Source organism: Lysobacter sp. 2RAF19 (genome assembly GCF_052115395.1).
GTDB lineage: Bacteria > Pseudomonadota > Gammaproteobacteria > Xanthomonadales > Xanthomonadaceae > Noviluteimonas.
The window spans coordinates 424,073-442,952 of record NZ_JBFRGO010000003.1 but is presented as its reverse complement, the minus strand read 5'-3'; the positions used below and the strand labels follow the sequence as shown (position 1 = coordinate 442,952).

Sequence of the window (18,880 nt, the reverse complement as noted above, 5' to 3'; positions counted from 1 at the left end):
CGGAATGGAAGACGCCACCGCACTTTTCGGCCAACTGCGGCCGCGCCTGGTGGGCGCGGCCTATCGCATGCTCGGCTCCTCGGCGGAAGCCGAAGACATCGTGCAGGACGTTTGGCTCCGCTGGCACGACGCCGACAAGGCCGCCATCGAGAACCCCGAAGCCTGGTTGATCGCCGCCACGACGCGCCGCGCCATCGACCGCCTCCGCGCGGCGCATGCGCAACGCGAGCAGTACGTCGGCATGTGGTTGCCCGAGCCGGTCCTCACCGACGGTCCCGCGACGCCCGAACAGGTCAACGAGATCTCCCACGACCTGTCGATCGCCTTCCTCACCGTGCTCGAACGCCTCGCGCCCGACGCGCGCGCCGCCTTCCTGCTGCATGAAGTGTTCGAGGCCGACTACGCGGACATCGCGCAAACCCTCGGCAAGACCGAAGCGGCGACGCGGCAGATCGTGCATCGCGCCAAGCGGCAACTGGCCGAGGACCGCAAGCGTTACCTGGTCACCGAACAGGCGCACCAGAGCCTGATGCGCCGCTTCGCCGATGCGCTCGCGCGCGGCGATCTCACCGGCCTGAAGGCGATGATGTCCGAATCGGCCGTACTCGTCGGCGACGGCGGCGGTTTCGTCAACAGTTTCCCGAAGCCCATGGTCGGCGGCGATCGCGTCGCGCGACTGTTGTTCGCGCCCACCTTGCGCCGCGCGGAAAACGACCTGCGCATCGAGCTTGCGGAAATCAACGGCACCATCGGCGTGCTGCGCTACATGGATGGCGAACTGGAGTCCGCGCAATCCTTCGTCAGCGACGGACAACGCATCCAGCGCGTCTACGTGCAGCGCAATCCGGAGAAACTCGCACGCATCCGCGCGCACCGGTCCTTGCAGGTCGCCTGAGTTTCACTCATCCGTTTCATTGATGCGCTGCGCGCAATGCATTGCATCACGCGCCATGGCTACCGATGGTCACCTCGCGGGATTACGTTATCCGGGTCGCCCCACGCGACCTACCCGAGGAAATGCACATGTCCTATGTCACCACCCAAGATGGTACCCAGATCTTCTACAAGGACTGGGGCCAGGGCCAACCCATCGTCTTCCACCACGGCTGGCCGCTGTCCGGCGACGACTGGGACGCGCAGATGCAGTTCTTCCTGCTGCAGGGCTACCGCGTGATCGCGCACGACCGCCGCGGGCATGGTCGGTCGTCGCAGACCTCCGGTGGCCACGAGATGGACACCTACGCCGCCGACGTCGCCGCGCTCGTGCAGAAACTCGACTTGCGCGACGCAATCCATGTCGGGCATTCGACCGGCGGTGGTGAAGCGGTGCATTACGTGGCCAGGCACGGCAAGGACCGCGTGGCGAAGCTCGCGATCCTCGGCGCCGTTCCGCCGATCATGGTGAAGTCCGACAAGAATCCGGGCGGCACGCCGCTGGAAGTCTTCGACGGTTTCCGCAGGGACCTGGCCGCGAGCCGCGCGGGGTTGTACTGGAACGTGCCGATTCCTTTCTACAGTTTCAATCGCGAGGGTACGCCGATCATCGAGGCGGTCCGCCAGAATTGGTGGCGGCAGGCGATGATGGGTGCGACCAATGCGCATTACGAGTGCATCAAGGCGTTTTCGGAAACTGATTTCACCGATGATCTCAAGAATATCTCGGTGCCGACGTTGGTGATGCATGGCGACGACGATCAGATCGTGCCGATCGCCGATTCGGCGTTGTTGTCGAGCAAGTTGCTGAAGAACGGGACGCTGAAGGTCTACAAGGGGTTCCCGCACGGGATGGCGACGACGCATGCGGACGTGATCAACAAGGATCTGCTGGCGTTTTTCAAGAGCTGACTTGATTGGCCCCTCTCCTCACTCGGGGAGAGGGGCTTTGTAGTAACGCCCGCTCGAAAACCTATTGGCGCGTCGCCCGAACGTTGATGGTTCCAAATTTTTTTGGAAAAAAAAATTTGAAACCATCAACGCTGGGGCATCACCATTCGTCGTCGCTTCGATCAGGGCGCTTTCGCTCGAGCGCTCATTCGGGGCTGCAAAGCAAGCTTTGCAGGGAGGCGATCGTTTTCGCAAAGCATAAAAGCAAAAAAGCACAGCGGTGCCTCCCCCGCTCTCAATGATCGGCTCCCTGCAAAGCTTGCTTTGCAGCCCCCAGCGACTGCCCCGGCGAAACCCCCTTGATCGAAGCGACCCGCAAGGTGATGCCGCAGCGTGGAGAGTTTCGAATTTTTTTCCCAAAAAAATTCGGAACTCTCCGCGTTCCCGGCGGCGCGCCAATGGGTTCCAGGCGGGCTCTACTACGCCCCCAAATCAGCGACCTCCAACCGCGCACCCGATGCCATAAAATACCCGGATGGCCATCCTCTTCCGCCTCTCCGACGACGCGCGCATGTTCGAAGTGCGTTACGTCGGCGCACTCGATTACGCGATGCGCACGCGCGCCGTGGAGGCCACGCAGCGGCGGCTGAAGGATTGTTGGGTCAAGCAGATCCTGATCGACTTCACCGACTCCTGGACCGTGGACACCCCGACCGAAGACGAGATCGAGCACTTCCGCAAGACGCTCGCGCGCGCGACCTATCCGCGCGGCTCGCGCATCGCCTTCCTCAACCCGCCGGCGCAATACGACGAGCAGGCCATCCAGGTGGGGCGCGCGTCGGCGCACTTCGTCGGCCGGCGCTTCCACGACCGGTCGCATGCATTGGCGTGGTTGCGCGGGCGGCTCTGACCGCGCGTGGCGCGGTGGCCGCTGGCTGCGGCTGCTTGCGTCAAATGGGGTTCAGTCTCCGCGGGCAACGATCCCTTGATGACCACGCTGCTGCGCCTGTCCGATGACGCGAAGTTGTTCGAGGTTTGCTACATCGGTGAAATCGATCACCGCGTGCGCGTGCGCGCCGTGCATGAGATGCAGCAGCGCCTGAAGGATGGCTGGGTCAAGCAGTTGCTGATCGACTTCACGCGCGCGATGCCGACCGGCCCGGTCGACACCGAGCACGCCGATGCCGTTCGCGAGGCGTGGCAACGTTCGACCTTTCCGCGCGGTGCGCGCATCGCGCTGCTCAATCCGCCCGACGATTACGACGGGCCGATGATGCAGGCCGGCGAAACCGCGCACTTCACCCTGCGTCGGTTCCACGAACGCCGGCATGCGCTGGCGTGGTTGCGTGGAACGCTCTAGTAGGGCTGATTCTCGTACGGCGCCACCGACCATGCAGGGCTGACCGGCGCCACCGCCTGCGTCGTGGCGTTGGATCCCTTCTTCCAGATCACGTTCTGGCCGGTCTGCGGATGGCGCCAGAGGATGTCGGCGAAGCGATCGCCGTCGTAATCGGCCACGTTCGCCACGCGCCATGCCGTGGCCACGCTCGCCACCGCGGTCGTCGTCGCGCTGTTGCCGGCGCGCCAGATCGTGTTCGCGCCCGTCGCGGTGTTGCGCCAGAGGATGTCGGACGCGCCGTCGCCGTCGAAGTCGCCGATACCCACCACTTTCCAGTCCAGGTTGGTGGTCGACACGGCCTGTGCGGCGCCGCTGTTGCCCGTGCGCCAGATGACGTTCGCACCGGTGCTCGTGTTGCGCCACAGGATGTCGGCGATGGCATCGCCGTTGAAGTCACCCACGCCGGCGACGATCCAGCCCGCGGCGACGGCCGCGACCGCGCGCGGCGTCGCCGCATTGCCGGACAACCACAGGGTGTTGGTGCCGTTGGGGTGGTGCCACAACACGTCGGTGCGGCCGTCGGCGTTGAAATCGCCGAAGCCCGCCGGTTCCCAACCGCCGGCGACGGCCCTCACCGCGATCGTCGCCGCGCTGTTGCCCGAGCGCCAGATCACGCTCTGCCCGGTCGAGGATTGGCGCCAGAACAGATCCGAATGTCCATCGCCGTCGAAGTCGCCCTGCCCCGCCAGGCGCCAGCCCGCGGCGGTGGCGGTCACGGCGGTCGTGGTGGCGTTGTTCGCGCGGCGCCAGATCTGGTTCTGGCCCGCGGTGCTGTGCCAGAACACATCGGAGCGGCGATCGGCGTCGTAGTCGTCATCGGGAATGTGGCGACGCACGGTGAAATACACCGCGCTCGGCGTGCCGAATTGCCCGGAGGCATCGGTGCCGCGCATGTACACCACGTGGCGCCCGTACGACAGCGCGCTCGTGTCGATGTTGGCCACCGACAGTTCGCGCGAGGTGTTGAACGCGCCATCGAAGGCGCGCATCGCCAGCGGCGCGGCGCCGCTCGCCCAGGGCGCGGCGTCCAGGTAGGCGGCGCCGCTGGTGACGGCCTGCACCGCCTCGGCGCCATTGCTCTGGTTGTATCGCGAGTCGTCGAACCACGCCGAGGCGGCGAAGGCCTGCCCGCGCTCGACCGATTTCGCCGAGGCGCCGACCGACGTCGTATCCGGCCCGCCGGGCGAGGTGTAGGGATTCATCAGGTTGCGCGCCGCGTACTTGAGCGCGTTGAAATTCTGCGGATACGTCGAGGATTCGAACGTCGAGCAGTCCTCGAAGAATTCCTGCCCCAACTCGATGGTGTAACTCGGCGCGCCGCTGACGCCGTACACGGTGTCGGTATTCGTGCCATCGGCCGCGTACATGCCGATCCACTGCACCGGGCGATAGTTGTTGAAATACGCCAGGCGGCGACCGAGGGTGCGCAACGCCGGCCCATTGGGCGCATTGGTCTGCGTGTTCGCCCACGGCCACAGCACCAACTGCGAGAAGCTGTGGATGTCGAGGAACATGCCGCGATAGTCCGCCGGCGCCACGCCCGTGTCGGTGCGACGGTCGGGGAAGATGCCGCCGCTGTAGGTGCCGCCCGCGCCCGGGGTGCCGAGGATGTAACGCACCGCGTTCGCCACTTCGTTTTCCGACTGCGCCGACGGGCCGCGGTAGGTCACGTTGCACGGATCGGGGCTGGATCCATTGGCCACCGTGCCGAAGCTCCAACCGAAATTGCGGTTGAGGTCGACGCCGTAGGCATTGGCGCTGCACGGGCCGTTGTCGGTGTCGGTGTTCTTGCGCCAGGAGAGGCCGGACTCGGCCTTCTTGCGCCCATCCGGATTGGCCTGCAGCAGGAAGTGGAAGCGGAAGTTGTCGAGCATCCACGTCGCTTCGGGGTCGGTGCCGTAGCCCTTGACCAGCCATTCGGCGAAACGCGTGGTGAGTTCGGCGGTGGTGTATTCGCGCGCATGGATGGCGGCGAGCACGACCATGTTCGGCTTGTCGGGGATCGTCGCGTCGGTGGCGGCGTTGTTCAAGCGCAGCACGCGCATGCGATAGCCCTGCGCGCCGCCGGTCTTCGCCCACATCCAGGTCGGGCCGATGTCGACCACGCTGGCGAGCGCGGGATACTTCGCCGAGAGCTGGTCCATCGTGGCGTAGGTTTCCTCGACGGTGCGATAGCACACGAACCCGGGAATGGCGTTCTGCGAGGTCAGGGTCGCCTGCCCCGCCAAAGCCTTCGCCATCTTCGACTCGCCCATGCGCATCTTCTGCGTGGCGGCATCGTCGATGTCCGCGCGCAGGCCCATGCCGCGCAGCATCGCCAGGTCGGCCGCGTTGGCCTCCACCTGTGCGACGTGGCGCTTCTCGTCGATCCGCAGGTGATCGAAGCGGCCGGCGATCTGCTGCAACTGCGCCCGGTCGGCCCAGTGCACGTTGACCAGGACCAGACGATCGGGATCCCCGTTGAACCCGTCGACCGGCGTGGCTGCGGTGAGCAGCCCGACCGCGGGGACCAGGGCCAGGGCGGCCGCGATGCGAGCGGCGAGGAAGCGGCGACGGGGCTGGGGAGCCGGCATGCAGGGACGTCCGCGGGAGGGTGCAGGGGCACGTACTCTTCCGCTGAGCTTGGGAAAGCCAGGTGAAAGCGGCGCCGACCCCGTTCAGGCGGGCGTGGCCGGGCCCTAGACCGCGTTGCCGGCGGCATGCCCCGAGGCCCACGCCCACTGGAAGTTGTAGCCGCCCAGCCAACCGGTGACGTCGACGACTTCGCCGATGAAATGCAGGCCGGGCACGTGCCTGGATTGCATCGTGCTCGACGAGAGTGCGTCGGTGTCCACGCCGCCGAGCGTGACTTCCGCGGTGCGATAGCCTTCGGTGCCGCTCGCGACCAACGCGAAGTCGCCGAGCACTTGCGCGATTTCCCGCAGTTGCGGCGCGTTGAATTGTTTCATCGGCCGATTGGGGAGCCAGTGTTCGCACAGGCGTTGCGCGAAACGCTTGGGCAGCACATCACCCAGCACCGTCTTGAGTTCCGCGGCCGGGCGATCGCGCTGCCATTGCTGCAGTGCTTCGAGTGCATCGCGGCCCGGCAACAGATCCAGGCGCAGGTCGTCGCCGGGTTGCCAGAACGAGGAGATCTGCAGGATCGAGGGACCACTGACACCGCGATGCGTGATCAGCAAATAGTTGCTGAAGCTGGTCCCGTTGCATTGCGCAGTCACCGGAAAGGCAACGCCGCTGAGATCGGCCATGCGCTCCTGGTGTTTGCCGCTGAGCGTCAGCGGCACCAGGCCGGCGCGCGTGGGCAACACCGCATGGCCGAATTGGCGCGCGAGCTCGTAGCCGAACCCGGTAGCGCCCATGCTCGGAATCGACAAGCCGCCGCACGCCACCACCAGCGCCGGCGCGGAAAACACGCCATGCGTGGTGTGCAGGCGGAAGCGCGCCTCGTCGCTGTCGCCGTGCCCCACGCGCTCGATGCTGCAACTGGTGTCCACGCGCACGCCGGCGGCATCGCATTCGTCGAGCAACATCTTCACGATCAGCTTCGACGAGACATCGCAAAACAACTGACCCAGTTCTTTCTCGTGGTACGCGATGCCGTGCCGCTCGACCATCTCGATGAAGTGTCGCGGCGTGTAGCGCGCCAACGCCGATTTGCAGAAATGCGGATTGGCGGACAGATAGTTGTCGGGCGCGGCGCCGGTGTTGGTGAAATTGCAGCGCCCGCCGCCGGACATCAGGATCTTCTTGCCGACCCGGTTGGCGTGCTCGACGACCAACACGCGCTTGCCGCGTCGGCCCGCGGTCAACGCGCACATCAGCCCGGCGGCGCCGCCGCCGATGATCACGACGTCGAAATGCCCGGCCATGCGCGCGGCCCGCGATCAGGCCGCTCTCGCAGCCGGGGCCATGCGAACGCGCGGGCGCAGGTTCACCGTGCCCGCATCGCCCATCAATTGCAGCTCGCCGTCCTGGATCAGCGCGTTGAGTTGCATGCTGCGCTGGAACATCGCGGCCAGCGCGTCGACGGTCGCGCCATCGATGTCCAGGACGGTGAGATTGCCCACGCGCGAGAGCCCGCCGGAAATCTTGTCCCACCACAGGTCGGCGGCGCGGCCGGCGTAGTTCACGACGATGACCTGCCGCGCGCGGCCGCAGGCCTTGCGGATGCGCGATTCATCGGGCTGCCCGAGGTCGATCCACTGTTCGATCTGTCCGGTGTAATCGCGCCGCCACAGATCGGGTTCTTCCTCGTTGCTCAGGCCGCGCCCGAACTCCAGGCGCTCATCGGCATACAGCGCGAAGGCGACCAGCCGCACCATCAGCCGCTGGTCGGTCTCCGAGGGATGCTGGGCAACGGTGAGCGGATAGGTCGCGTAGTGGTGCCGGTCCAGGTCGCTGAGCTGGAGCTCGGCCTTGACGACAGTGGCCTTGAGCGCCATGGGCTTGGGTGCTTTTGCGGGAAACGGGACGCGGAGTTTAGACGCTCGGGGGTGAGGGTGCTCACTCCGCCCACCCCATCATCTCCGGCGATCCATCCGGCCGCGCGTGCCAGAGGACGTCGTTGATGCCGCCCGCGCAGCCCACGCCCGTGTCGGAGGTCGCCAGCACGCCCATCGCCGAGGTTCTCTTCGCCCGGAAGCAGCTGGCGAGCGAATCGACGAACGAATACTCGCGCCGCGACAGCCAACCGCTGTCGGTGCCGGCGAGGAAATCGTGGAAACGCTCCCCGTGGAAGTGGTCGTGCAGGTTGCTGGTGTAGTGCGTGGCGCCGCGCCAGTGCTCTGCGCGGATGTCGCGGGTCTGGTCGGCGAGGACCGCGCCCTGGAGATACGCGCCCCAATAGCCTCCCTCGTCCGTCGGCTCCATGTGGCCGGTCAATGCGTAGAACAGCTGCAAGGGCTGATGGAGCGAGCGCGCGTCGAGCGCGATGATCGAAGCGCCGGACATGCGGACGCTGACTTGGTCGGCCCAGCTGTCCAGCACGGTGTATTGCGCGTAGCCGCGGTAGTTCGGATACGTATCGCCATCGACGTACAGGGCCTGCCAATTGTCGAAGCGGTTGCGCCCCAGCACGCGCGTGGTGATCAGCCCCTCGCTCGTGTCGACGTTGCCTTCGGTCATCCAGGTGCGGTCGTTGTGGGTGACCACCGTGCCCTGCAACACGTCGCCGGTGCGCGTGAACGACTGCGCGCCCGTCGGGCTGGCGATCGCCGGCGCCATGACGTAGGCGGTGAGTTTCCCGGGCACGATCGCGCGCTTGGGATCGCGATAGATGAACATCTTCCCGCTCAGCGTCGCGTTCGACGTGAACGACCCGGCGGTGTCGCCGAACACGCGCAGCGTCAACATGTGGCGCGTGCCGGAATTGAGCAGCGCGGCGAAGGGCGTGATGTCCACGTGGTAGGGCATGAAATTGAGCGCCTGCACGGCGGGCAGCGGCGGATCGAGCGTGTCGGGGAACCGCCGATGCACGTTGTTCGGCAACCACGGCATCAAGGGCGCGGTGCCGACCGGCGCGCCGTCGATCAGCACGATCACCTGTCGATAACTGCCACCCCCGCACCCGTTGTCCGAGCTGCTGAGCACGCCGCCCCAGACATCGCCGATGGCGAAGGGATTCATCAAGCCCGGATGCGTCGCCAGCACGCGATCGGGCAGGCAGGTGTACCAGTAGCGATCGCTGCCGACCGACTCGGTGTCGTCGATCCCTTGCGCGATCACTTCCACGTAGGCGCGCACGATGTTGCGCGGCATCAGGTACGGGAACCCATCGGCGAGCACCGCGTCGGGAACGCGCGGCGCGGGATTGGCGACGCTCGGCGGATAGAACAGGATGCGGGCGCTGCCGACCACTTCGTCGTCGTCGATGCCCACGCCGCTGTTGTCCCAGGTGTGCGAGACCGAACCGAAGAGGTCTTCGGGTTCGGCCAGCAACGCCGCGTAATGCGTGAGATCTCGTTCGACGTGCCATCTCGGCGTGGTCGCACTGATCTGCGGCGCGCCGACGAAGAGGTCCCAGTGGCGCGAGTAGAACGTCGAGCCGACGAGCTCGGCGCCACCGTCCAGCGAAATCTTGATGTTGGCGATGGTCCCGGTGCGGCGAACGGGCGTCATGTCCATCTCGAGCACGATCTTGGACCACGGGCGCGGGCAATCCGCCGGCGGGCTGTAGTCGAAACCCGGATAACTCATCAGGTTCTCGTCGGTGAACAAGGTCACGACGCACGGCTTGGTGTCGGGCCGCGGCACGGTGGGTTCGACCGAGAGCGGGCCCGTCGGCGAACTCAGGATCTCCGCGACGGTGCCGGTCATGCGCGATGGCGCGGCCGGCGTGCGCGGCGTGGCGACTGCGCTTCCCGCAGTGGTTTTTGCACTCGGTGCATCGCCATCGCGAAATGCCGCGAACGCAACGGCCGCCACGATTCCTGCGCATGCGCATGCGAGCGCGGCGCGCACCATTGCATTCATGTTCACTCCTGCCCGCGGTGCGGAACGATTGCCTAGTCCGCACAACGCCGCACTCGGGGCGCGGCGGTCAGGGGTGAACGATTTTCAACAGGGTGAGCTCGGCGCTTGGGCTATGTTGCATGCACGCCCTTCCGGTAGCCTGCGCAGGGTTCAACATCAAGGGGAAGTCATGCGCGTCATGAAAATCGGGTTGTCCCTGCTGCTGTTCGGCACGGGCACGGCCATGGCATCGGTGAATTGCGAAGGTCCCGCGAACCAGGCGGAGACCGCCGCCACCGCGCGCGATCGCGGCGTTCCGCAGGCGATGTTCACGGCGAAGATGCCACCGCTGGACGCCAATGCGTCGGGCCCTACCAAACAAAGTTGGGCGATCCTGCGCGACGTCTACACGCTCAAGGAGCTCGACCCTGCGACGCACACCTTCGTGCGCGCCCGGATTTGCGAACTCGGGGGCGAGTCGACCTCGGCCGCCGATTTCGACAAGTCGGTGAAAAAGGCGATCCTGGATTGCCAGTCGGACAACGCCGATCCCGGCGACCGCGCGGCCTGCATCCGGGACGCGATCCCCGAAAGCGCCGTCTCCGGCTGACCGCCCGCAGCCACCACCGGCCACTGGCCGAGGCCGATGCCAGCCCCCGTTCCTAGTGGACTGTTGGAACCCCTGGCCTTCGGAGAACGTCCCGTGCGCAAGCGCACAGGTGGCTGGATCGCCGCACGACGCGTCTTGCCACTGTTGGCATTCGCGCTCGCGCGCGTTGCACTCGCGCAGGACACCGCGCCTGCGAAGACCGACGCGAACGCAACGCCCGCCGAACTCGACCGCGTCATCGTCACCGCGCGGCGTCGCGCGGAGGATCTGCAGGACGTTCCCATCGCGGTTACATCGCTGGACGGCAACGAATTGCGATCGCGCGCGGCGGAGGATCTGAGCGCGCTGTCCGCGGCCACGCCGAACCTCGTGCTGTACAACGCGCGTGCGTTCAACAGCGCGGTGACGGCGACCATTCGCGGCGTTGGGCAGTTCGATCCGGTCTGGGGCGTCGAACCCGCGGTGGCGATCTACATCGACGATGTCTATCTCGCGCGACCCCAGGCCGCGTTGCTCGACATCCTGGATGTGGAGCGCATCGAAGTGCTGCGCGGTCCGCAGGGCACGCTGTACGGCAAGAACACCATCGGCGGCGCGATCAAGTACGTCACGCGGCCGCCGGAACCGTATTTTTCCGGCAGCGTGCAAGTCACCGCGGGCAGCTACGCTCGCCTCGACGGAAAAGCGCTGCTCAACATTCCCCTCGGCGACACCCTGCGTTCGCGCTTCGCCTTCGGCCGCTACACGCGCGATGGCTACGGCAGCAACCTGGTCACGGGCGAAGACGTCTCCGACCGCGACGCAAGCGTGATGCGTGCGACGTTCGACTGGTTGCCGGCGGAAAGCGTCGACGTGCGACTGGCCTGGGATCGCTATCGCGATCGCTCCCACGCGATGGGCGCGCGGCGCATGCTGACCAGTCCGTTTCCGCCGTACACGCCGCCCGACCCCGGCCGTTTCGACGTGCGCAGCGATGCCCCCAATCGCGATGACACCGATGCGCAGGGCGGCGCGCTCACCGTCGACTGGGCGATCGACGCGACGTGGCACTTCAAGTCGGTCACTGCGCGGCGCACGGGCGATTCGTTCGGCTACATCGATTTCGACACGCTGCCGCTCCCGCTGGCCACGCTCAATCGCGACTTCCACGACGAACAGACCTCGCAGGAATTCCAGCTGCAATTCAACCGCGGCAGCGCGCACGCGGTGGCGGGCCTGTACTGGTCGGACGGCGAAGCGGCCGGCGCCGGCTACGTCAGCGGCCGCGGACAGTTCGGCGTCAGCAGTGGCGCCGTCTGGACACGCACCAACGCGCTGTATGCCGATCTGACCTGGGACATGACCGCGCATGCGACCGCGGAAATCGGCATGCGCTACACGCGCGAGGACAAACGCGCGGCGGTGATCACGCGCGGCACCGATGCCTCGTTCCTGCACACCTTCGGCTTCCGTGCGTACTTCAACGACGCGACGAATTTCGATGCGTTTTCGCCGCGCATCGCGCTCACCTGGAAGCCGACCGATGCGGCGATGTATTACGTCCAGGCCACCCGCGGCTTCAAGGGCGGCACGTACAACATCCGCGCGGACACGGTCGCCGTGCCCTCGTCCGCCCTGCCCTTGCAGGATGAGAACGCCACCTCGCTCGAGCTCGGCGCGAAAACGCAATGGCGCGAGGGGCGCATCACCCTGGACGCCGCGCTGTTCCACACCGACTACCGCGACATCCAGCTCAGCGCGCTGGTGCCCTTCGACAGCGATGGCGACGGCGTGGACGACGACGTGTTCGGCGACTTCCGCAATGCGGGCCAGGGCACGATGCAAGGCGTCGAAATCGAGACCTCGGCGCGCGTGGGCGCATCCCTGCGCCTGCTCGGGCACGTCGCCTACCTGGACACGCGTTACGACGAATACATCAGCGGTGGCATCGACATCTCCGACACCGCGCGTTTCCCCAACGCGCCGGAATGGACGGCAGGTGCGAGCGCGATCGGCGAATGGGCGCTCGCCGGCGGCAGCAGCTTCGACGCGCGCCTCGATGTCAGTTTCCAGGGTGCACTGTACCCGACGACCGACGTCAATCCGAATGTCCTGCAACCCGGGCACACGGTGTGGAACGCATCGCTCACATGGCAATCGCCGGCGCACGATTGGGAAGTGGCGTTGATCGGACAGAACCTTTCCGACAAGGCGTACCGGACGGGGAGCTTCTGGTTGCCCTACCTCGGTCTCGGGACGGCGTACTACGGTGCGCCGCGCACCTTCGCGCTGTCGATCACGTATTCCTTCTGACCGGGCGCCAGCGTGGGCGGTGGATCCAGCGCGCGGTCGCCGGTGAAGTTCATGCGCGCCATCAACGCGACGAACCGCGCATCCTTTCGCAAGTTGTCCCAGGTCGGGTCGGCGGCGAGGAAGGTCATGCGCACGTCGCGTTCGCGATACCCGCGTTCGAGTTGCGCCAACGCCCCCTCCCTGTCGCCCAGCGCGTTGTAGACGATCGCAAGGTTGCTTCCCGGGATGTAACCGGTGCGTGCGCGTGCGTCGAGCGCATCGCGGATGCGCTCGGCAGCGGCACGATCGCCCGCGGCCAACTGACCTTGCACGAGTCCGGCGAGCGCCAGCGAGCAGTCGGCGCACAACACCACCGCTTGGCGAATCTGCGCCAGCCCGCCCGCGCGGTCGCCCTGCTGGATCTTCATCATGCCGCGCCCGACCATGGGGACCCAGTAGTCCGGTTCGATCTCGAGCGCACTCTTGCGAATGCGTTGCGCCTCCTTCGCGAACCCGGCCTCGTCGAGGAACGAGGACGACAACATGCCGACCAGTGGTGAAAGCGGATTGAGCGCATACGCCTGCCGGGCCTGCACCGCCGATTCCTGGTGGCGCCCGATGTTCGACAGCAAGTGCGCATAGGCCAGGTGCGCCTCGGCGAGGCTGGGATTGAGTTCGATCGCGTGCTTCAGCGAGGCCTCGGCGGCCTGCCAATCCCAGTCGTACCAGAACTGCACGAAGCCCCGCGACGAATACGCTTCGGCGAGCCGCGGATCGATGGCCAGCGCGCGCGCAATGGCGGCCTGCGCCAGCGGGAAGGCTTCGCGCGGATCGGCGTCGCCGGTCATCACCGAGGCGCGATACGCATACGCCATGCCGGCATACGCGCGGGCGCAGGTCGGATCCAGGTCGATGGCGCGATGGAACGAGGACAGCGCCTGCCGCATCCGCGGTCCGCTCGGCCGATCCAGTTGATAGCGGCCCTCGAGATAAGCGCGATAGGCCACCGCATTTTCGCCGTCGCACGGGCTGTGCACGGCGACGTCGGTGCGCGTGAGCGCGAGCGCGTCGGTCATCGCCGAGGCGAGTGTGTCCTGCAGCGTGAAGACGTTGCCGGAGTGTTCGTCGAACGTGCCGGACCAGAGCGTGCGTTCCCTCTGCACGTCGATCAGGCGCGCGCTCACCCGGATGCGATCGCCACCGCGTTGCGTGGTGCCTTCGACGACGTAACGCGCGCCGAGTCGGCGCCCCGCGTCCAGCGGATCGGCTTCGCCGAAGCGTCGGCTCGAAGCCAGCGAGCGCACCTGCAGCGACGTCGAACTGCCGATGCGCGTGATCAGCGCATCGGCCAGGCCGAGCGACAGCATCTCGTCCTGCGGCCCGGTCGACAGCGAGCGGAACGGCAACACGGCCAGCGTCGCGTTCGCCTGCGCAGGCTCGACGCCTGGCGTCCGCAAGCGCCACGCGGCGACGCCGCCGATGGCGGCCACCAGCAGCAGCGCGACACCGATGAGCATCGGACGTGCAACGCGCCTGGCGCTCGGGGCCGGAATGGCAGAGATGGCGTGATGCGCCGCGGCCTCCTCGTCCTGTACGTCGGCGACGAACCGGTAGCCGCGTCCGGGCACCGTCACGATGAAGCGATGCTCTCCGCCTTGCGTGCCCAGTGCGCGGCGCAATGCCGCGATCGCCTGCGTCAGCGTGTTTTCCTCGACGACGCGCCCGGCCCAGACCGCACCCAGCAGTTCGTCGCGCGTGACCACGTGGTCGCGGTGCTCGATCAGGAAGACGAGTGTGTCGAAGGCTTTCGCCGTCAAGGGCACGGGCGCGCCATCGCCCTCGCGCAGTTCCCGGGACCGGGTGTCGAGGCGGTACGTCGCGAAGCGGTAGCGCCGGGCGGTCGCGGGAGGCATGGATTCACCTGATTTCAGATTCTTTCACCGGAAATCGATGGCGATGCAGGCCAGCGCGGGCGGACCTTCGCCCAGCGCCGAACGGCGCCCCTGCCCTCCTGTGGAGATCGACCATGTCACCGAAAGTCGTCCTGCTCGGCCTCGTCGCGGCCGCCACCGCAAGCACTGCCCTCGCTGGAGACCCCTGGACCACCGGCAGCCTGGCCACCCCGGCCAACCATATCGTCGGGCTGTGGCGCACGCAGGCGGCGGTCGGCCCCTGCGGCAGCGGCGTGTACCCGATCCAGATCCGCAACACGCTGCAGTTCCATGCCGGCGGCACGATGATCGAAAGCGTCCCGCCCAACCCGGTGCGCGTCGAAGGCCTCGGCACCTGGAAATACAACCCGAACACGCGGCAATACCGCATGCACCTGTTGTTCGACTGGTACCTGCCCGATGGCACCTACGACGGCTACCAGACAGTCGACCGCGTGCTGCTGATGAGCAACGACGGTCGGCGGATCGCCGGTCCCGTGCACGCCGTGCGCCACGCCGCCGACGGCAGCGTGATGGGCGAGTTGTGCGGCCACGCCGTTTCCACCCGGCAATAGCGGAGGCCTTGCAATGGACACCAGACATGCATTCTGGATTGCAGCTGCACTGGCCGGCGCCTGTTTCGCCGCGCATGCACAGCCCACGGCCGACATCCTGTGGCGCAACACCGCGACCGGCGCCAACATCCTCTGGAAAGGCGGCGACCACCTGCAGAGCAAACCGGTCGCGAACATGACGCGCGACTGGCAAGTCGTCGGCACGTCGGTGTCCAGCTTCAATGGCCTCACGAGCGTGATCTGGCGCAATCGCGTGGATGGACGCAACGTGGCGTGGCCGTCGGCCCAGGTCGATGCGGCTTTCACCTTGCCGACCGTGCCCAAGCAGACCTGGACGCTCGCGGGCATGGGGTATTTCGATACCGGCACCCACCTGTTCGACCTTCTGTGGCGGGACGCCGCGACCGGAAGCAACGTGCTGTGGCGCATCGGGATCGGCAAATACGACGACGTCCTTGTCACGGCCCAGCCGGACTGGACGATCGCAGGCGTCGGCGACTTCGACGGCGACGGCTACACCGACATCCTCTGGCGCAATCGCGTCACGGGCGCCAACACGATCTGGTTGCGCGGGAACGCACGCACGTTGCGGGCGACGACCACGATCGCCAACCTCGCCTGGCAAGTCGCCGGTGTCGGCGATTTCGACGGCGACCACGCCACCGACATCCTCTGGCGCAACGCGAAGACCGGACTGAATGTCCTGTGGCATCGCGGGCGCTCCAGCGATGCGGTGGCGCTGCGGACGGTGTCGAGGCTGAGCTGGAAGGTCGTGGGCATCGCCGACTTCGACGGCAACGGCACGGCGGACGTGCTCTGGCGCGACACCGCCGGCGGACGCAACGTGATCTGGCCGTCGGGCAACGCGGCCGCGCAGATTCCCCTGGCGACCGTCGCCGACCCGGCCTGGATCGTCGCGGCCGTCGCCGATTTCAAACGCGATCCCTGGGCGTTCTGAGCAAGGCGCGCGCGCCACGGATCGCTGCACCCGCAGCGATTCGTGGCCGCTCGTCGCCGGCATGGCCGGCCATGGCGACCCTGCATCGTTGACTCGATCGGGCCCGCACGGGGAACGACGATGCGCCGCACTGCGTTGTTGGCGATGGCGACACTCATCGCCTGTGCTTTCAGCACTGCGCTGTTCAAGGTCGAGCCGGGGCCGGTGGCGGTCGGCCCGCAAACCGTTTCCGGATCGTTTCGACTGATCAGTGCGCCCGACGGCGACCTGGAGGCGCTGATGCCCGATGGAAAACCGGGCGTCACCGGTGGCGGTTGCCTGGTGTTCCAGGATGCGCTCGCGCAGCGCACCTGCACGTCGCAGGGGGCGGAGTGCGACAGTCAAAAACCCGCCGCGGCCGGTTCTGCGTATTGCGATTACGGTGCGACGGCAGCGCCGAAAGGGACCTGTTGGTTCAGGCCGACGTCCGATCCCTGTTACAGGTCGAAGCTCGATCGTCTGCGCGTGGACGAAGCCCACGCGCTCACGAGCAACGCTTCGCCATTGCCGCCTCCCGCGAAAGTCCGTTGGCGCTTGATGACCTGCCAGGGTTTGGCGGCCGGTGGATGCGGGAAACCGGACCACGTCGAGAATCTCGACTACCGACTGCGCTGGGGGCCGGTGAGCGAACCGCAATGACGCGTGGCGGACGTGAGACCGGCGCAATTGCCGGTAGGGGATAATGCGCGCCCATTCCAGCGCGCGCGCCCATGAAAACCCCCGCTGGACTGCAAGCCCTCCTCGACGATGGCGTGATCGACGCCGTGGTCCGCCAGCTCAAGAGCGGCAAGGAAGCGTCGGTCTACGTCGTGCGTTGCGGCGAGCAGATGCGCTGCGCGAAGGTCTACAAGGACATGGCGCAGCGCAGTTTCCAGGCCCGTGCGCAGTACCAGGAAGGTCGCAAGGTGCGCGGCAGCCGGCAGGCGCGCGCGATGGGCAAGGCCAGCAAGTACGGCAAGAAGGCGCTGGAAGAAGCGTGGAAGAACACCGAGGTCGATGCGCTGTACCAGCTCAGCGCGGCGGGTGTGCGCGTGCCCAGTCCGTTCGGGTATTTCAACGGCGTGCTGGTCATGGAGTTGGTGGTCGACAGCGATGGGCACAGTGCGCCGCGGTTGAGCGAGGTGGAGCTGGATGCGGAGCGTGCGCGCGAGTTTTTCGTGTTCCTGGTGCGGCAGGTCGTGCGGATGTTGTGCCTGGGGATGATCCACGGCGATTTGTCGGAATACAACGTGCTGGTGGATGCGCACGGGCCGGTGATCATCGATCTGCCGCAGGCGGTCAGCGCGGCGGGCAACAATCACGCGCGTGCGATGTTGTTGCGGGATGTCAACAAGTTGCGTTCGGCGCTCGCGTTCTTCGCGCCGGAGCTGGACATGTTGCATTTCGGGGAGGAGATGTGGGCGTTGTATGAAGCCGGCGAACTGCAGCCGGAGACGGCGCTCACCGGGAAGTTCCACTTCAGTACGCACGAGGCGGACGTGGGGGCGGTGTTGATGTCGATCGAGGATGCGCGGCAGGAAGCGGTGATTCGGCAGCAGGGGCGGGAGGCTGCGGAGAGCGATGACTGATTCGATCGAAAGCGCGCTCCTCCATCATTGGCGCGCCGCCCGAACGTGGTGCGTTCCAAATTTTTTTGGGAAAAAAATTTGAAACGCACCACGCTGGGGCATCACCTTGCGGGTCGCTTCGATCGGGGGTTCGCCCGAGCCGTCATTCCTGGCTGCAAAGCGTGGCTTTGCAGGTCGCCGATCGTTTTTCTTAGGGGCACTCGGGGGCGTTGTAGCTCAGGGACGAGGGGTTGGTGAGCGAGGAGACGTTGTTCGTCAGATCCGTCAGGGTGATGTTGGTGAAGACGGCGGAGACCACGCCTACGACCTGGTTGCCGGGGCACACCAGGTTGCTTGGCGGCGCGGGGATGATCAGGGCGCCGGTGACCCGTCCGTTCTTGTCGACATCGTAGGTGGCGCCCACCGAGACGTTGGACAGTACGTCGGCCTTGTTCGAGGCGGCCGGGCAATTGTTGCCGCGGTTGACGCACTGGTAGCGGGCGGCGGCGGTTGCGCTGGCGGTATAGCTGACGCTGTCGATGCCGCCGAGTCCGACTTCGGTCCATCGCACGATGACTTTCGGCGAGCCGAGCGAGGCGCTGGGTGCGCGCAGGAATTTCGGGTTGCCGGCGATGACGGCTGTTGCGACGAGGCCCAGGCCGATCAGGCCCAGCGTGCGTTTGAATTTCATTTCATGCTCCCTTGCTGCTTGCTAGGGACATTCAGGCCCGTTGTATGCCAGCGACGACGGGTTGGCCGGCGACGAGATGTCGTTGGTCGTGTCCTCCAGGGTGATGTTGGTGAAGACGACGGAGGCGATGACCACGTGCTGGTATTGCGGGCAGACGAGCGTGCTTTGCGGCGCCGGGATGATCAGCGTGTCGCTGATCTTGCCGTTCTTGTCGACGCTGAACGTGCCGCTGACGTGGACGTTGTAAAGCACTTCTTCCTTGGCGCCCGGCTTCGGGCAAACGTGGCCGGTCTTGACGCATTGGAATTTGGCGCCGGCCGTTGCGCTCGCGGTGTAGGTGATGCCGCTGCCCGTGTTGCCCAGGCCGGCTTCGGCCCAATTGATGATCACCTTCGGCGAGCCGAGTCGCGCACTGGGGGCGCGGAGGAAATGGGGATGACCCAAGGCGAATGCCGCCGCCGTCGCGATCAGGCCCAGCCCGAGCAGGCAGAGGGTGCGTTTGACTTTCATGTCGTGCTCCGGGCTGCGCGAGAGAGGGTCCAATCAATAACAACGATGGAACCGCGCAGGTGGGACTCCCCCGAT

17 protein-coding genes are annotated in these 18,880 nt (G+C 66.5%); 10 read left to right on the top strand and 7 right to left on the bottom strand.

From position 1 onward, the window contains the following. Positions 1–4: 4 nt before the first annotated feature. The 4 genes from AB4059_RS13575 to AB4059_RS13560 all read left to right on the top strand — a co-directional run bounded on the left by AB4059_RS13575 (position 5) and on the right by AB4059_RS13560 (position 3,184). The gene (locus AB4059_RS13575) at positions 5–895 is read left to right on the top strand and encodes an RNA polymerase sigma-70 factor (RefSeq protein ID WP_498979573.1); all 891 of its coding nucleotides are present in this window, start codon (positions 5–7) and stop codon (positions 893–895) included. 128 nt (positions 896–1,023) lie between these two features. Beyond that, the gene (locus AB4059_RS13570) at positions 1,024–1,845 is read left to right on the top strand and encodes an alpha/beta fold hydrolase (protein ID WP_498979571.1); all 822 of its coding nucleotides are present in this window, start codon (positions 1,024–1,026) and stop codon (positions 1,843–1,845) included. Positions 1,846–2,359: 514 nt separating this feature from the next. Beyond that, a complete protein-coding gene (locus tag AB4059_RS13565; RefSeq protein ID WP_498979570.1) occupies positions 2,360–2,734 on the top strand; it encodes a hypothetical protein in 375 nt (124 codons plus the stop codon). A gap of 78 nt (positions 2,735–2,812) precedes the next feature. Continuing rightward, on the top strand, positions 2,813–3,184 hold the full coding sequence (locus AB4059_RS13560; protein ID WP_498979569.1) for a hypothetical protein: 372 nt from the start codon (positions 2,813–2,815) through the stop codon (positions 3,182–3,184). Here AB4059_RS13560 and AB4059_RS13555 read toward each other — a convergent pair. The 4 genes from AB4059_RS13555 to AB4059_RS13540 form a co-directional block, all read right to left on the bottom strand. After that, positions 3,181–5,796, bottom strand: coding sequence for a M14 family zinc carboxypeptidase (locus AB4059_RS13555; RefSeq protein WP_498979567.1), 2,616 nt, complete (start codon positions 5,794–5,796; stop codon positions 3,181–3,183). The two genes, AB4059_RS13560 and AB4059_RS13555, sit on opposite strands and share 4 nt — an antisense overlap. Before the next feature lie 105 nt (positions 5,797–5,901). Continuing rightward, positions 5,902–7,092, bottom strand: coding sequence for a BaiN/RdsA family NAD(P)/FAD-dependent oxidoreductase (locus AB4059_RS13550; protein WP_498979566.1), 1,191 nt, complete (start codon positions 7,090–7,092; stop codon positions 5,902–5,904). 15 nt (positions 7,093–7,107) lie between these two features. Then, a complete protein-coding gene (locus AB4059_RS13545) occupies positions 7,108–7,665 on the bottom strand; it encodes a YaeQ family protein (RefSeq protein WP_498979564.1) in 558 nt (185 codons plus the stop codon). A 61-nt stretch (positions 7,666–7,726) separates the two neighbouring features. Further along, on the bottom strand, positions 7,727–9,538 hold the full coding sequence (locus AB4059_RS13540; protein WP_498979563.1) for a hypothetical protein: 1,812 nt from the start codon (positions 9,536–9,538) through the stop codon (positions 7,727–7,729). Here AB4059_RS13540 and AB4059_RS13535 point away from each other — a divergent pair. Further along, positions 9,537–10,283: a hypothetical protein gene (locus AB4059_RS13535; protein WP_498979562.1), complete on the top strand. Its 747-nt coding sequence runs from the start codon at positions 9,537–9,539 to the stop codon at positions 10,281–10,283. The two genes, AB4059_RS13540 and AB4059_RS13535, sit on opposite strands and share 2 nt — an antisense overlap. A 93-nt stretch (positions 10,284–10,376) precedes the next feature. Beyond that, positions 10,377–12,575: a TonB-dependent receptor gene (locus AB4059_RS13530; protein ID WP_498979560.1), complete on the top strand. Its 2,199-nt coding sequence runs from the start codon at positions 10,377–10,379 to the stop codon at positions 12,573–12,575. Here the strand turns inward: AB4059_RS13530 and AB4059_RS13525 are convergent. Next, a complete protein-coding gene (locus tag AB4059_RS13525; protein WP_498979558.1) occupies positions 12,527–14,467 on the bottom strand; it encodes a winged helix-turn-helix domain-containing protein in 1,941 nt (646 codons plus the stop codon). The two genes, AB4059_RS13530 and AB4059_RS13525, sit on opposite strands and share 49 nt — an antisense overlap. 113 nt (positions 14,468–14,580) lie before the next feature. Here AB4059_RS13525 and AB4059_RS13520 point away from each other — a divergent pair, with 113 nt between their 5' ends. The 4 genes from AB4059_RS13520 (at position 14,581) to AB4059_RS13505 (ending at position 17,625) form a co-directional block, all read left to right on the top strand. Next, positions 14,581–15,060: a hypothetical protein gene (locus tag AB4059_RS13520; protein ID WP_498979557.1), complete on the top strand. Its 480-nt coding sequence runs from the start codon at positions 14,581–14,583 to the stop codon at positions 15,058–15,060. 13 nt (positions 15,061–15,073) lie between these two features. After that, positions 15,074–16,018 carry an FG-GAP repeat domain-containing protein gene (locus tag AB4059_RS13515; protein WP_498979556.1) on the top strand — a complete coding sequence of 315 codons (945 nt, stop codon included), beginning with the start codon at positions 15,074–15,076 and terminating at the stop codon, positions 16,016–16,018. 120 nt (positions 16,019–16,138) lie between these two features. Then, on the top strand, positions 16,139–16,696 hold the full coding sequence (locus AB4059_RS13510) for a hypothetical protein (protein ID WP_498979555.1): 558 nt from the start codon (positions 16,139–16,141) through the stop codon (positions 16,694–16,696). 71 nt (positions 16,697–16,767) lie between these two features. Continuing rightward, positions 16,768–17,625, top strand: coding sequence for a PA4780 family RIO1-like protein kinase (locus AB4059_RS13505; RefSeq protein ID WP_498979554.1), 858 nt, complete (start codon positions 16,768–16,770; stop codon positions 17,623–17,625). A gap of 190 nt (positions 17,626–17,815) precedes the next feature. On the opposite strand, the gene AB4059_RS13500 is transcribed toward AB4059_RS13505, so the two are convergent. Together AB4059_RS13500 and AB4059_RS13495 are read right to left on the bottom strand one after the other, a co-directional pair. Then, a complete protein-coding gene (locus tag AB4059_RS13500; protein WP_498979553.1) occupies positions 17,816–18,295 on the bottom strand; it encodes a hypothetical protein in 480 nt (159 codons plus the stop codon). A 21-nt stretch (positions 18,296–18,316) separates the two neighbouring features. Then, entirely contained in the window at positions 18,317–18,805 is a 489-nt protein-coding gene (locus tag AB4059_RS13495) for a hypothetical protein (RefSeq protein WP_498979552.1), read from the bottom strand. Positions 18,806–18,880: the final 75 nt, after the last annotated feature.

Excerpts from the sequence above, each read along its gene's own strand:
- AB4059_RS13560 (WP_498979569.1), top strand. The coding sequence starts at position 2,813 with ATGACCACGCTGCTGCGCCTGTCCGATGACGCGAAGTTGTTCGAGGTT.
- AB4059_RS13505 (WP_498979554.1), top strand. The coding sequence starts at position 16,768 with ATGAAAACCCCCGCTGGACTGCAAGCCCTCCTCGACGATGGCGTGATC.
- AB4059_RS13535 (WP_498979562.1), top strand. The coding sequence starts at position 9,537 with ATGCGCGATGGCGCGGCCGGCGTGCGCGGCGTGGCGACTGCGCTTCCC.
- AB4059_RS13545 (WP_498979564.1), bottom strand. The coding sequence starts at position 7,665 with ATGGCGCTCAAGGCCACTGTCGTCAAGGCCGAGCTCCAGCTCAGCGAC.
- AB4059_RS13510 (WP_498979555.1), top strand. The coding sequence starts at position 16,139 with ATGCGCCGCACTGCGTTGTTGGCGATGGCGACACTCATCGCCTGTGCT.
- AB4059_RS13525 (WP_498979558.1), bottom strand. The coding sequence starts at position 14,467 with ATGCCTCCCGCGACCGCCCGGCGCTACCGCTTCGCGACGTACCGCCTC.
- AB4059_RS13500 (WP_498979553.1), bottom strand. The coding sequence starts at position 18,295 with ATGAAATTCAAACGCACGCTGGGCCTGATCGGCCTGGGCCTCGTCGCA.
- AB4059_RS13575 (WP_498979573.1), top strand. The coding sequence starts at position 5 with ATGGAAGACGCCACCGCACTTTTCGGCCAACTGCGGCCGCGCCTGGTG.
- AB4059_RS13540 (WP_498979563.1), bottom strand. The coding sequence starts at position 9,538 with ATGACCGGCACCGTCGCGGAGATCCTGAGTTCGCCGACGGGCCCGCTC.
- AB4059_RS13550 (WP_498979566.1), bottom strand. The coding sequence starts at position 7,092 with ATGGCCGGGCATTTCGACGTCGTGATCATCGGCGGCGGCGCCGCCGGG.
- AB4059_RS13515 (WP_498979556.1), top strand. The coding sequence starts at position 15,074 with ATGGACACCAGACATGCATTCTGGATTGCAGCTGCACTGGCCGGCGCC.
- AB4059_RS13555 (WP_498979567.1), bottom strand. The coding sequence starts at position 5,796 with ATGCCGGCTCCCCAGCCCCGTCGCCGCTTCCTCGCCGCTCGCATCGCG.
- AB4059_RS13495 (WP_498979552.1), bottom strand. The coding sequence starts at position 18,805 with ATGAAAGTCAAACGCACCCTCTGCCTGCTCGGGCTGGGCCTGATCGCG.
- AB4059_RS13520 (WP_498979557.1), top strand. The coding sequence starts at position 14,581 with ATGTCACCGAAAGTCGTCCTGCTCGGCCTCGTCGCGGCCGCCACCGCA.
- AB4059_RS13565 (WP_498979570.1), top strand. The coding sequence starts at position 2,360 with ATGGCCATCCTCTTCCGCCTCTCCGACGACGCGCGCATGTTCGAAGTG.
- AB4059_RS13570 (WP_498979571.1), top strand. The coding sequence starts at position 1,024 with ATGTCCTATGTCACCACCCAAGATGGTACCCAGATCTTCTACAAGGAC.